At 44.8% G+C, this 13,749-nt stretch carries 9 protein-coding genes; 1 reads left to right on the top strand and 8 read right to left on the bottom strand.

The features are described from left to right. Positions 1–107 precede the first annotated feature (107 nt). On the top strand, positions 108–953 hold the full coding sequence (locus QQ041_RS23205; protein ID WP_060983044.1) for a LysR family transcriptional regulator: 846 nt from the start codon (positions 108–110) through the stop codon (positions 951–953). Here QQ041_RS23205 and QQ041_RS23200 read toward each other — a convergent pair. The 8 genes from QQ041_RS23200 to ftsZ form a co-directional block, all read right to left on the bottom strand. Beyond that, positions 904–1,683, bottom strand: coding sequence for a TSUP family transporter (locus tag QQ041_RS23200; protein ID WP_060983043.1), 780 nt, complete (start codon positions 1,681–1,683; stop codon positions 904–906). The genes QQ041_RS23205 and QQ041_RS23200 overlap by 50 nt on opposite strands. A 194-nt stretch (positions 1,684–1,877) precedes the next feature. Continuing rightward, positions 1,878–5,108 carry a carbamoyl-phosphate synthase large subunit gene (carB, locus tag QQ041_RS23195; RefSeq protein WP_285955148.1) on the bottom strand — a complete coding sequence of 1,077 codons (3,231 nt, stop codon included), beginning with the start codon at positions 5,106–5,108 and terminating at the stop codon, positions 1,878–1,880. Between the two features lie 16 nt (positions 5,109–5,124). Then, entirely contained in the window at positions 5,125–6,264 is a 1,140-nt protein-coding gene (gene carA, locus QQ041_RS23190; protein WP_048609692.1) for a glutamine-hydrolyzing carbamoyl-phosphate synthase small subunit, read from the bottom strand. A gap of 503 nt (positions 6,265–6,767) precedes the next feature. After that, positions 6,768–7,592 carry a 4-hydroxy-tetrahydrodipicolinate reductase gene (dapB, locus tag QQ041_RS23185; RefSeq protein ID WP_026084086.1) on the bottom strand — a complete coding sequence of 275 codons (825 nt, stop codon included), beginning with the start codon at positions 7,590–7,592 and terminating at the stop codon, positions 6,768–6,770. A 92-nt stretch (positions 7,593–7,684) separates the two neighbouring features. After that, positions 7,685–8,083, bottom strand: a complete 399-nt coding sequence (mutT, locus tag QQ041_RS23180; protein ID WP_076670693.1) for an 8-oxo-dGTP diphosphatase MutT — start codon at positions 8,081–8,083, stop codon at positions 7,685–7,687. Between the two features lie 306 nt (positions 8,084–8,389). Next, entirely contained in the window at positions 8,390–11,116 is a 2,727-nt protein-coding gene (gene secA / locus QQ041_RS23175) for a preprotein translocase subunit SecA (RefSeq protein ID WP_061019049.1), read from the bottom strand. A 388-nt stretch (positions 11,117–11,504) separates the two neighbouring features. Further along, on the bottom strand, positions 11,505–12,422 hold the full coding sequence (gene lpxC, locus QQ041_RS23170; protein WP_010434751.1) for a UDP-3-O-acyl-N-acetylglucosamine deacetylase: 918 nt from the start codon (positions 12,420–12,422) through the stop codon (positions 11,505–11,507). A 96-nt stretch (positions 12,423–12,518) separates the two neighbouring features. Then, positions 12,519–13,748: a cell division protein FtsZ gene (gene ftsZ, locus QQ041_RS23165; protein WP_146490529.1), complete on the bottom strand. Its 1,230-nt coding sequence runs from the start codon at positions 13,746–13,748 to the stop codon at positions 12,519–12,521. Position 13,749: the final 1 nt, after the last annotated feature.

Here is a 13,749-nt window from a genome sequence, read left to right as displayed (position 1 = left end):
ACTAAAAATACCTAACTTGGTTCAAAGCTTTAGTTTCAAGTCTAGAGAATGGATTGCGTTTCAGGTAAGTTGACACAATCATTCCCAACTTTCATGAATATAACCCAATGCTACTCGAAGGAATCGAAACTCTACTGGTATTGAGTAAAGCAAAGACCATGAGCCGCACAGGCAGTTTGCTTTATATCAGCCAATCAGCGGTCAGCAAACGGATTGCGAATTTAGAAAAGAAGCTAGGTAAAAAGCTCATTGAACCGAGTGGCCGACAGATAAAACTCACGCCGGATGCAATTGCATTAATCGAGAGTATTGGCCCTACATTCAATGAACTTCGTGGTCTTATTTATGAACAGCAAGAGTTGGAAGATACCACTCTCATTACTTTAGATAGCTCTAAGTCGCTGATAGCGGGTTATTTAGGTGAAATGATGGGGCAATTTATCCAACAAGATAAGTACATCACCATTACCACCAACCACACGCCGAGAATCATAGAGCGAGTACAATCTGGCAAGGCGACTTTGGGGTTGTGTGCTGGCTTACTGCCACCGCATCATGGTTTAATGGCATTCCACCTGTTTGATGAGCCGTTTTACATAGTGAGTAAGTCACCGCTAACGGAGCTTCCTCCATTGGTGATTACCAACGATATGACCAATCCTGCCAACTCTTATCAGCTCTCTGTATTAGAGAAGTTTGGCATTAAACCCTTGATGGAGATGGATGCTTATACCGCAGCCGCGCAACTTGCACTTGGTGGAACTGGACCAGCCTTAATCCCGCTCTCTATCGTAAAGACGCTCAATATTGAGTCTCAATACCTATTTAGCTTTCAAGAACTAGAAGGCCTTATTCGACCGATTCATATCTGTGTCAGACCAAATAGCTATCAGTCTCCACGAGTTAAAGCACTGATAGAATCCATTGTTGATGCTGTTCCCAAAGCAGTTTAGACGCCATTAGCATCGACATTACGATCACAAGGGGGCGAATCCATTTCTGCCCTTTTGTCACCACGACTTTAGCGCCAAGCTGGGCGCCCATAAAGCCGCCGACCGCCATCACTAATCCCAGCTCCCAAATTGGCAAGCCTGCTAAAATAAAGAAGATCAAGGCTGCGATATTCGAAGTGAAGTTAAGTACCTTGGTGCGCGCAGTAGCATCGACTAACGAAAAATGGCCAATAGCAACAAAACAAACTGTGAAGATAGAACCTGTGCCCGGACCAAAGAAACCATCATAGAAACCAACACCGCCGCCAACACATAACGCAAACATCGCCTCAGAGATCTTCTGTTTACCCTCAGACGCTCTGGTTTGTGGTGCTAACAGGAAATAGAGAGAGATAGCGATAAGCAGCAACGGTATCACACTAGTCAGTAGGCTCGCATCAATGTGCTGGACTAACTCGGCGCCAATGGCAGAACCAATAAAGGTACAAAAGATCGCGAGTCGCATCTCTTTAATACTGACTATACCGTTACGCACGAAATACCAACTCGCAGAAAAGCTACCAAATGAGCTTTGGAGTTTATTGGTTGCCAGTGCCTGCGTTGGTGGTACTCCGGCCGCGAGCAATGCCGGTAGAGTCAGTAACCCACCGCCGCCAGCCATTGCATCAATAAAGCCTGCTGCCGTTGCAACAACAAACAAGATAGCCAATATTTCTAGAGTGATTTCCATATACCCACGCCTTAAGTTCTCGTATAGCGACAAGTTACCACCGTGAGCAAACGATCAACAACGAAACACAAGATTCTAACCTATTCCAGATTTTCACCATTTAACTCATATTGGATAACAGACATAAAAAAGCCCACTCCGGAGAGTGGGCTTTGAGCATTTATATCCGCTTAACAGCGATACACTTTAGGCTATTAAGCTTGAGAAGCTTTAACCTGTGCGTGGAGCTCTTGAACTGAAGTTACTGACGTCTTCGCGTCCGCTGTGTGCGCCATACAAGTCGCGAATGCAGCGTTTAGCGTTGTCGTGTAGTTAACTTTCTCAGCCAATGCGCCACGACGAAGAACTTTAGAATCTTCAATCGCTTGACGGCCAGCAGCTGTGTTCACGATGTACGTGTACTCGTTGTTCTTGATACGGTCAAGAATGTGAGGACGACCTTCGTGTACCTTGTTTACTAGACGTGGGTTGATACCCGCTTCACCAAGGATAACCGCTGTACCGTGTGTTGCGTCTAGCTGGTAACCAAGCTTAGATAGCTTAGATGCTAGGTCAACAACACGCTCTTTATCGCCTTCGCGAACAGAGAGCAATGCACGACCGCCTTCAGGGTAGATGTGACCACAACCCAATTCAGCTTTAGAGTATGCTTCTGCGAATGTCGCGCCAACACCCATAACTTCACCAGTAGAACGCATTTCTGGGCCTAACAGTGGGTCAACACCAGGGAACTTGTTGAATGGAAGTACAACTTCTTTCACTGAGTAGTAAGGTGGGATGATTTCTTTCGTAAAGCCTTGAGACTCTAGAGATTGACCAGCCATTACACGAGCGGCAATCTTAGCGATTGGCGCACCCGTTGCTTTAGATACGAATGGAACCGTACGTGCTGCACGAGGGTTAACCTCAATTAGGTACACTTCATTGTTCTTAACAGCAAACTGCGTGTTCATCAGACCACGAACACCCAACTCAAACGCTAGCTTTTCAACTTGCTCGCGCATTACGTCTTGGATTTCTTGGCTTAGCGTGTATGCAGGAAGAGAACATGCTGAGTCACCTGAGTGAACACCCGCTTGCTCGATGTGCTCCATGATACCGCCGATTACAACGCGCTCACCGTCACAAATCGCATCAACGTCTACTTCAACAGCGTCATCTAGGAAGCTATCAAGTAGTACTGGAGATTCGTTTGATACGCTAACTGCTTCGTTGAAGTAGCGACGTAAATCTTGCTCGTCGTATACGATTTCCATCGCACGACCACCAAGTACATAAGAAGGACGAACAACAAGTGGGAAGCCGATTTCACGAGATTTCTCTACCGCTTGCTCCATTGTTGTTACTGTTGCGTTTTCTGGCTGAAGTAGGCCTAGGCGGTCTACAGCAACTTGGAAACGCTCACGGTCTTCTGCACGGTCGATTGCGTCAGGGCTAGTACCGATGATTGGTACGCCAGCCGCTTCAAGAGCACGTGCCAGTTTAAGTGGCGTTTGACCACCGTACTGAACGATAACGCCTTTTGGCTTCTCAACACGAGCTATTGCTAGCACGTCTTCTAGAGTTACCGGTTCGAAGTACAGGCGGTCAGACGTATCGTAGTCTGTAGAAACTGTCTCAGGGTTACAGTTAACCATGATAGTTTCGTAGCCATCTTCACGTAGCGCTAGTGATGCATGTACACAACAGTAGTCAAATTCAATACCTTGGCCAATACGGTTTGGACCGCCGCCTAGAATCATGATTTTTTCTTTGTCTGTTGGGTTTGCTTCACACTCGTCATCGTAAGATGAGTACATGTAAGCCGTATCTGAAGAGAACTCAGCTGCACACGTATCTACACGCTTGTATACCGGATGGATGTCGTATTGGTCACGTAGACGACGGATTTCGCTTTCCGCTACACCTAGAATCTTAGATAGGCGCGCATCAGCAAAACCTTTACGCTTAAGCTTGTTTAGCTCGTCTTTATTTAGACCAGCAAAGCCTTTCGCTTTAAGTTCTTGCTCTAGCTTAACGATATCTTCGATTTGAACTAGGAACCAACGGTCGATTTGCGTCAGGTTGAATACACCGTCTACCGACATACCAGCACGGAATGCGTCAGCGATGTACCAAATACGCTCTGCGCCAGCTTCTTTAAGTTCGTGACGGATAGTCGTTAGAGCATCTGGTGCGTCTAGGTCTACCATTTCGTCAAAACCAGTCGCGCCAACTTCTAGGCCGCGGAGTGCCTTTTGTAGAGATTCTTGTTGGTTACGGCCGATAGCCATAACTTCACCAACAGACTTCATTTGTGTCGTTAGACGGTCGTTAGCACCTGCAAATTTCTCGAAGTTGAAACGAGGAATCTTAGTTACTACGTAGTCGATTGTTGGTTCGAATGATGCTGGCGTTGCGCCACCAGTGATGTCATTCATTAGCTCGTCTAGCGTGAAACCAACAGCCAGTTTCGCTGCAATCTTAGCGATTGGGAAACCTGTTGCTTTAGAAGCTAGTGCTGAAGAGCGAGATACACGTGGGTTCATCTCGATGATAACCATACGGCCATCTTTCGGGTTGATACCAAACTGTACGTTTGAACCACCTGTTTCAACACCAATCTCACGCAGTACTGCTAGAGATGCGTTACGCATTAGTTGGTATTCTTTGTCTGTCAGCGTTTGTGCTGGAGCCACGGTGATTGAGTCACCCGTGTGAATACCCATTGGGTCGAAGTTTTCAATCGCACATACGATGATGCAGTTATCGCTTTTGTCACGAACCACTTCCATCTCGTACTCTTTCCAACCGATAAGTGATTCATCGATAAGAAGTTCGTTTGTTGGAGATAAGTCCAAACCACGACGACAGATTTCTTCAAATTCTTCTTTGTTGTAAGCGATACCGCCACCAGTACCACCCATCGTAAACGATGGACGAATGATACAAGGGAAGCCAACCATGTCTAAAACTTTATAAGCTTCTTCCATCGTTTTCGCTGTATCAGCAGTTGGACACTCAAGGCCAATAGCTTTCATTGCTTTATCGAAGCGTGAACGGTCTTCTGCTTTATCGATAGCGTCAGCCGTTGCACCAATCATTTCAACACCGAACTCTTCAAGAACACCGTGCTTTTCTAGGTCTAGAGCACAGTTCAATGCAGTTTGGCCACCCATTGTAGGTAGAACTGCATCAGGCTTCTCTTTAGCGATGATATTACGCACAACTTCCCATTGGATAGGCTCAATGTAAGTTGCATCAGCCATGTCAGGGTCAGTCATGATTGTCGCTGGGTTCGAGTTTACAAGAATAACTCGGTAACCTTCTTCGCGAAGTGCTTTACAAGCTTGAGCACCAGAGTAATCAAACTCACATGCTTGACCGATAACAATCGGGCCAGCACCTAGAATTAGAACACTTTTAATGTCAGTACGTTTTGGCATTATCTACTACTCCGGATTACGCTGTGTGCTGTTTAATTAATTCAATGAAGTGGTCGAATAGCGGTGCCGCATCTTCTGGACCTGGGCTTGCTTCAGGGTGACCTTGGAAGCTGAATGCTGGTTTGTCTGTACGGTGAATACCCTGTAGAGAACCATCAAATAGTGATTTGTGAGTTGCACGCAGTGTCTCTGGAAGGGTTTCTTCGTCAGCAGCAAAGCCGTGGTTTTGCGAAGTAATCATCACAACATCACGATCTAAATCTTTAACCGGGTGGTTTGCACCGTGGTGACCAAACTTCATCTTCACTGTCTTAGCACCTGACGCAAGAGCAAGAATCTGGTGACCTAGACAGATACCGAAGATTGGCAAGCCTTTTTCTAGGAACACTTTTGTCGCTTCAATTGCGTAAGTACATGGTTCTGGGTCACCAGGGCCATTTGAAAGGAAAACACCGTCTGGGTTCAGAGCTAGTACTTCTTCAGCAGAAGTTTCAGCTGGAACAACCGTTAGGCGGCAACCGCGGTCAACAAGCATTCGTAGGATGTTTCGTTTTGCACCGAAGTCATAAGCAACAACGTGGTATGGCAATTCAGAGTCTGCTTTCGCTTCAGGAAGTCCACCCGTAAGCGTCCACGAACCTTGTTTCCATTGGTACGCTTCTTTTGTTGTAACTTCTTTCGCAAGGTCCATACCTTTCAGGCCAGGGAATTCTTTTGCTTTAGCTAAAGCCAAAGCTTCGTCTAAATTGTTGCCAGCTACGATACAACCGTTCTGAGCACCTTTTTCACGAAGAATACGTGTCAGCTTACGAGTATCGATATCAGCGATACCAACAACGTTTTGCGACTTAAGGTAATCAGAAAGGGATTGTTCATTACGGAAGTTAGAAGCGATTAGAGGGAGATCGCGAATCACAAGGCCTTGAGCGTGGATTGAAGAAGATTCTTCGTCTTCGGAATTGGTTCCGGTATTGCCAATGTGAGGGTAAGTAAGAGTAACGATTTGTTGAGAATAGGAAGGATCAGTGAGGATTTCTTGGTACCCCGTCATCGAGGTATTAAAAACGACTTCACCAACTGCAGAACCTACAGCGCCAATGGCTTCACCGTGAAATACTGTCCCATCTTCTAGGACGAGTAGTGCTGACTTCTTCAAGACAACCTCCAGAAATAAAAATGCATTAAAATTGATTTAATTTGCAAATCTACCTTCCTGCAACACCAGAAACTGCGTGTTTATGGAAATTAGACAAATTGGCGGTATTTTAGTGATGTGCGTGATACGTGTCAACATTTAACGTAAAAGAAATTAAACATTTGTAAGGACTAATCCAATTTACACCATCAAAGCTTCAAAAGTTCAACTTTCATGCTCATTTAAACCGAATATTATGATTTTCTAATTTTCACCCCTCATTTTAGCTAAGCATAGAGTAATAAAAATATCAGCAACAAAACGCAAACGATAAATACAAAGAGAAAACATGATAATTTAAAGATCTAAAACAGAAAACACACCAAAGGCAATATAAATAACACTTAAACTAAGGGAAAATGACGATAATAAGAAAGTAAAAGGAGGATAGTAGAAGAGGGATCACTGTAAAAAAGGGACTAAATAAAGAAAGCGCCGGCAGTTGCCAGCGCATAAATATCTATTTACAGATCGTTCAAACCAAGGACGTCAGTCATGGTATAAAAGCCAGCAGGTTTGTCATTTAACCAAACTGCTGCCTTGATTGCACCATTAGCAAAGGTCATTCGATCTGTGGCTTTATGAGTAATTTCGACTCGCTCACCGATATCAGCAAACATAGCGGTATGCTCGCCAATAATGTCGCCAGCTCGAATTGTCGCAAAACCAATCTCATCTTTTGTACGCTCGCCAGTAATGCCTTCACGTGACCACACGGCTACATCGTTTAGCTCATTGCCCATCGCACCAGCAATCGCTTCGCCCATGCCAATCGCAGTACCAGAAGGTGCATCAACTTTATGACGGTGGTGAGCCTCAACGATCTCGACATCACAATAATCGCCCATCACTTTAGCGGCCTTCTCTAGCAGCTTAAATACCAGGTTCACACCGACACTGTAGTTAGGTGCCATTACGATAGGCATCTCTTTTGAAGCTGCATCAATCACCTGCTTCTCTTCTTCAGAGAAACCCGTCGTACCGATGATCAGCTTTTTACCATGACGTTTACAAAGTTCAATATTCGCTAATGTGCTAACAGGTGCAGTAAAATCGACAATCACATCAAACTCTTCGATCGCTTTAGACAAGTCATCCACTAGAGCAACATCAAAACGACCTTCACCGCATAACTCGCCAACATCAACGCCGACCAAAGATGACTCTGGACGCTCTGAACCAGCACCAACACTTGCTTCTGAATTATGATGAGCGGCTTTCACCAAGTTGCGACCCATACGGCCCGCTGCTCCTGCAATTGCAATTCTTACCACTGCGAATATCTCCATTGTTTTGGTTACCGTTGCCACTTATCTCTTGCAGCAACGTTCAATCGATTAATCTCTTTAAACTAACAACAATCTCAAACTCAGGCTAGCAATTACGAAAACTCTTTTATTACTCGCTCTAAAATTGGCACATTCGCTTCAGGGAATGCGTATTGGCTCAATGATTCAAGATCGACCCATTCACCTTGTTGCCCTTCTTTACCATAAGGCTGTTGCTCGAAATCAGTCACAAGGATGAAATCAAACTTAAGCGACTTGTCACTGTAATCAAACTCAAGATGTTCAAACAGAGACTGTTCAGTCACATTGATACCGATTTCTTCATCAAGTTCACGAGTCATCGCCTGTTCAATGGTTTCGCCTACTTCTACTTTACCACCAGGAAATTCCCAGAAACCGCCTTTATGCTTGTCGTCTGGGCGCTTAGTAATAAATACCTGTGACTTATCTTGGTTAAAGATAATTCCAGCTACAATGTGGATTCTTTTCATTGATGGTGTTCCTTTTGTGCCCTTACCGTCATTCCCTACAATGAGGAACGAATTAGATAGGGAATCTGCTCTTTTGTTAGTTCCAAAGGTCCACGACTCGCTCGTCCCTCACTCTCGAGGATGACGCCATCGAAACCTTATTATTTTCATATACAAAAAGAGCCGCCTAAGCGACTCTTTTTATCAATAAGTTTGTGTGAAGCTAAGCTGTGACGTGTTGAGTGCGAGGAGGAGGCACGGAGCTTACGTTAGTAAGTGAGTACCTCCGACACTGCAATCATCCGTTACAGCAACGATTCACCAAGCTTAGTCAATTTTACCGTGACACTGTTTATATTTTTTGCCACTTCCGCATGGGCATGGTTCGTTACGACCCACTTTACGCTCATCACGTACTACCGTTTGTGGAGATGCAGCTTCAGCTTCATTATCGCCTAGCTGGTTTTCAGCTGTTGCATGTTGTGCTTTTGCACGACGCGCCGCTTCTTCAGCTTGGGCTTGACGTTGCGCTTCCATCTTTTCAACTTCTTCTTGTTGCTGAACGCGAACTTTAGAAAGAATGGTAACAACGTCTGTTTTTAGTACATCTAGTAGGCCTTCAAACAGTTCAAACGACTCACGCTTGTACTCTTGTTTCGGGTTCTTCTGAGCATAACCACGAAGGTGGATACCTTGACGAAGGTGATCCATCGCAGCCAAGTGCTCTTTCCAAAGACCATCTAGCGTTTGTAGCATCACAGACTTCTCGAAGTTACGCAGTACTTGAGCACCAACCACTTCTTCTTTCTGTTTGTACGAATCAACCGCCATACCTAGGATTCGTTCACGCAATGCTTCTTCGTAAAGCTTGTCGTCTTCGTCTAACCAACCTTGAATATCAAAGTCTAGATCAAAGTCATTCTTCAGACGATCTTGCAGACCAGCGATATCCCACATATCTTCAAGAGATTGAGGAGCAATGTACTCATCGATAACCGAAGTAAACACGTCTTCACGGTTGTGTTCGATCATTTCGCTGATGTCGTCAGAACTCATCAGTTCGTCACGAAGCTCATAAACCACTTTACGTTGGTCATTGGCTACATCATCGTACTCAAGAAGCTGCTTACGAATATCGAAGTTACGACCTTCAACTTTACGTTGTGCTTTTTCAATTGAGCGAGAAAGCATCTTAGATTCGATCGCTTCGCCTTCGTCCATACCACTTTGGATAAGACCAGCCATACGATCCGATGTAAAGATACGTAACAGAGAATCTTCCATTGATAGGTAGAAACGAGAAGAACCCGCATCACCTTGACGACCAGAACGACCACGTAGCTGGTTATCGATACGGCGAGATTCATGACGCTCAGTACCAATGATGTGCAGACCACCTGACTCAAGTACTTTATCGTGGATGATTCTCCAATCAGCTTTGATCTTATCGATCTGCTCTTTGGTTGGATTCTCTAGCTTCTCAACTTGTGCCTGCCAGCTACCACCTAACACGATATCGGTACCACGACCAGCCATGTTAGTTGCGATAGTTACCGCACTCGGCATACCAGCTTGTGCAACGATCTCTGCTTCCATTTCGTGGAATTTAGCATTTAGAACGCTGTGCTTAATTTTTGCTTTTTTCAGTGCGTTAGACAGTAGTTCAGACTTCTCGATAGAAACCGTACCAACCAATGATGGTTGACCAGCTGCTACACGGTCTTTGATGTCTTCAATGATCGCATTGAACTTGTCTTCTTCAGTACGATAAACCACATCTGGCATATCGTTACGAACCATTGGCTTGTTGGTTGGGATAACCACAGTTTCTAGGCCGTAGATAGACTGGAATTCGAAAGCTTCAGTATCGGCAGTACCTGTCATACCTGACAGTTTTTCGTATAGACGGAAGAAGTTCTGGAATGTAATCGATGCTAGAGTCTGGTTTTCATTCTGAATCTTCACACCTTCTTTAGCTTCAACAGCTTGGTGTAAACCTTCAGACCAACGACGACCTGGCATAGTACGACCAGTATGTTCATCAACGATAACCACTTCGCCTTCTTCAGTAACGATGTAGTCGACGTCTTTCTCAAACAATACGTGTGCACGAAGCGCTGCATTAACATGGTGCAATAGGCTGATGTTTGTTGGAGAGTAAAGCGTATCGCCCTCTTCCATCAGGCCGTTTTTCACCATTAGCTCTTCTACAAATTCTTGACCGTTTTCAGTCAGGTGAACCTGCTTCGATTTCTCGTCCATGGTGTAGTGACCTTCACCACGGTACTCTTCAGAATCTTCTTTATCTTGGCGCTCAAGGTTCGGAATTAACGTGTTAATACGCGTGTAAAGGTCTGAGCTATCTTCAGCAGGGCCAGAGATAATAAGTGGTGTACGAGCTTCATCAATTAAAATTGAGTCAACTTCATCGACAACAGCGAAGAAGCGTTCACGTTGAACACGATCTTCAGCACGGAAAGCCATGTTGTCACGTAGGTAGTCGAAACCAAACTCGTTGTTTGTTCCGTATAGAATATCCGCTTGGTACGCTTCTTTCTTCTCTGGTGGAGCCATATTTGGCACGTTCACGCCAACGGTCATACCAAGGAATTCAAATAATGGGCGGTTTGTTTCCGCATCACGTTTCGCTAGGTAGTCGTTCACCGTTACTACGTGAACACCTTTGCTAGGTAGGGCGTTAAGATAAGCTGGTAAGGTTGCTGTAAGAGTCTTACCTTCACCAGTACGCATTTCTGCAATTTGGCCAGCATTTAGAACCATGCCACCAATCATTTGCACGTCAAAGTGACGCATGCCGTAAACACGCTTAGACGCTTCACGTACCGTAGCAAATGCTTCCGGTAGAAGTTGGTCTAGCGATTCACCTTTATCTAAGCGCTCACGAAACTCAACCGTTTTTGCTTTTAGCTCTTCGTCTGAAAGTGCTTCAAACGTTGGTTCGTAGTTATTAATTTCTTTTACAATTTTTCTAAGGCGGCGCAGTGTTCTGTCATTGCGACTGCCAATTACCTTTGTCAGCAGCTTAGTAATCATGTGCTTGGAATCTCTTCGTTCTCAGATCGTCCGCGATCTATTTTAAATGCCGTCAGTCTCTACTAGCTATGAACTAGTCTTCAGTTACTAACCAAGGATACTGAGATAAATCTAGTATCTTTGATATTGTACTTGAGAGTAGAGTTTTCAAGGCTTGAGTTAAAATTAATGCCCTTTAGTGTAAGTAATTTTCACACCAACGACCATTAATAACCCCATTTGTTTGATGTGCTTGGAACTTTTCTTTCTAATTGCTGACGGATTAGCCAGACTGTAGCCCATTGGTAGTCAACTTTCGGATGTTGACAACACTGTATCTGGAAAGTAGATACAAAAAAACCAGGTCAATGACCTGGTTTTCGAAATCTTATATTGTTGTAAACAACAATTACGCTAGAACCATTCCTGGCTCAGCAAATGCAACAGGAGAGCCCACTTCCTCTTCGAATGTTGCCCATTCCCAAGCTTCTGCGTCAGCAAGTACTGCACGTAGTAGTTGGTTGTTTAGGCCGTGACCTGATTTGTATGCACGGAACTCACCAATAATAGCGTGTCCACACATATACAAGTCACCAATCGCATCGAGTACTTTGTGAGTTACGAACTCATTGTCAAAACGTAGACCTTCTTCATTAAGAATTCGGTATTCGTCTAGAACGATAGCATTATCGAAGCTACCGCCAAGTACTAGGTTTTGAGATTGTAGATACTCAATGTCACGCATGAAACCGAAAGTACGAGCGCGAGAGATCTCTTTCACAAAGCCTTGTGAAGAGAAATCAAACAACAAACGTTGCTCATCAGATTCAATTGCTGGGTGGTTAAAATCGATCTCAAAGTCCATGCGGAAGCCGTTAAATGGAACAAATTCTGCCCACTTATCGCCATCTTCAAAACGGATAGGCTTTTTGATACGAATAAAACGCTTCGCTGCATTCAGTGTTTCTACACCAGCTTGCTGTAGCAAGTATACGAATGGGCTTGCGCTACCATCCATAATTGGGATCTCAGGAGCATCTACTTCAACAATAATGTTGTCGATGCCCATACCCGCTAGAGCTGCGTTAAGGTGTTCCACTGTAGAGATACGTACGCCTTCGTCATTAACAAGAGCTGTACATAGCATAGTGTCACGAACTGACGCTGGATCAGCTGGAAAATCTACAGGTGGATTTACATCTGTACGACGATAAACAATGCCTGTATTTGCAGCTGCCGGGCGAAGAGTAAGTGTGACTTTACGACCAGAGTGGAGACCCACACCAGTTGTTTTCACAATTTCTTTCAGAGTACGTTGTCTGATCATCTGCTTGCCTCGTTATCAGTGCTACAAATCACGGTCAGTATTTACCGACCGCGAATTTTACCATTAATTCGACGATAGTCAAATTTTGGGTATTTGTTAATCAGCCTGACGTCGTAAGAATGCTGGAATATCTAAGTATCCACTCTCTTTCTCAGCTTTAGGTGCTGCACTTTGGCTAGCGCCTGTACCTGAAGAAACAGGAGACGTTGTTGGCTGCGGCTTAACTTGAGGTTTAACCTCAGTTTTTTCCTGCAATGGCTGTGCCACTTTCTCTTCCACTTTTGGTGCAGTTTGAGCCGCTACCTGTGGTTGAGGAGTTGTTGCAACCTTAGCTTTACCACCAGCAACTAATGTAATGTCTGGTTTTTTCTCTGTACCGATACCTGTTGCAACAACAGTTACACGGATTTCATCCGTCATATCAGGGTCTAGAGAAGTACCAATCACAACTGTTGCGTTATCAGATGCGAATGCCTTAACTGTATTACCTACTGTTTCGAACTCATCTAGACGCATATCTAGGCCTGCTGTGATGTTCACAAGAACGCCACGCGCGCCAGCTAGGTCGATGTCTTCTAGTAGTGGGCTAGAAATTGCCGTTTCAGCAGCTTCTTCAGCACGGTCTTCACCTTTTGCGATACCGCTACCCATCATTGCATGACCCATCTCAGACATCACGGTGCGAACATCCGCGAAATCGACGTTAATCATACCAGGGCGAGTAATTAGCTCTGCGATACCTTGTACAGCATTTTTAAGTACATCATTTGCACTTGCGAAAGCTTCTAGCAGAGTTACGCCGCGGCCAAGTACTTTAAGTAGCTTCTCATTTGGAATCGTAATTAAAGAATCCACATGTTTAGAAAGCTCTTCAATACCTTGCTCAGCAAACGCTAAACGCTTTTTGCCTTCAAAGCTAAATGGCTTAGTTACCACAGCAACCGTTAGCACACCCAACTCTTTCGCAACTTCAGCAATAACTGGAGCAGCACCTGTACCTGTACCACCGCCCATACCAGCTGCGATAAATACCATATCGGCGCCAGTTAGAACTTCTTTAATTCTTTCTCGATCTTCGAGAGCTGCATCACGGCCTACTTGTGGGTTTGCACCAGCGCCCAAGCCTTTAGTGATATCACCACCAATTTGGATCACGCTGCTCACGCTTGTTTTACGAAGTGCTTGTGCGTCAGTGTTAACACTGATGAACTCTACACCTTCGATTGACTCACGCACCATGTGCTCAACAGCGTTACCGCCACCGCCACCAACTCCAACGACTTTAATTACCGCATCGTCAGACATTTCCATCATCGGTTCAAACATG

It is taken from the genome of Vibrio sp. TMPB1044 (assembly GCF_030442075.1).
Taxonomy (GTDB): Bacteria; Pseudomonadota; Gammaproteobacteria; order Enterobacterales; family Vibrionaceae; genus Vibrio; species Vibrio satsumensis.
This window is presented reverse-complemented; position numbering and strand designations above follow the sequence as displayed.

Coding starts and splice junctions, on each gene's coding strand:
- secA (WP_061019049.1), bottom strand. CDS start 11,116: ATGATTACTAAGCTGCTGACAAAGGTAATTGGCAGTCGCAATGACAGA.
- lpxC (WP_010434751.1), bottom strand. CDS start 12,422: ATGATCAGACAACGTACTCTGAAAGAAATTGTGAAAACAACTGGTGTG.
- mutT (WP_076670693.1), bottom strand. CDS start 8,083: ATGAAAAGAATCCACATTGTAGCTGGAATTATCTTTAACCAAGATAAG.
- dapB (WP_026084086.1), bottom strand. CDS start 7,592: ATGGAGATATTCGCAGTGGTAAGAATTGCAATTGCAGGAGCAGCGGGC.
- QQ041_RS23200 (WP_060983043.1), bottom strand. CDS start 1,683: ATGGAAATCACTCTAGAAATATTGGCTATCTTGTTTGTTGTTGCAACG.
- ftsZ (WP_146490529.1), bottom strand. CDS start 13,748: ATGTTTGAACCGATGATGGAAATGTCTGACGATGCGGTAATTAAAGTC.
- QQ041_RS23205 (WP_060983044.1), top strand. CDS start 108: ATGCTACTCGAAGGAATCGAAACTCTACTGGTATTGAGTAAAGCAAAG.
- carB (WP_285955148.1), bottom strand. CDS start 5,108: ATGCCAAAACGTACTGACATTAAAAGTGTTCTAATTCTAGGTGCTGGC.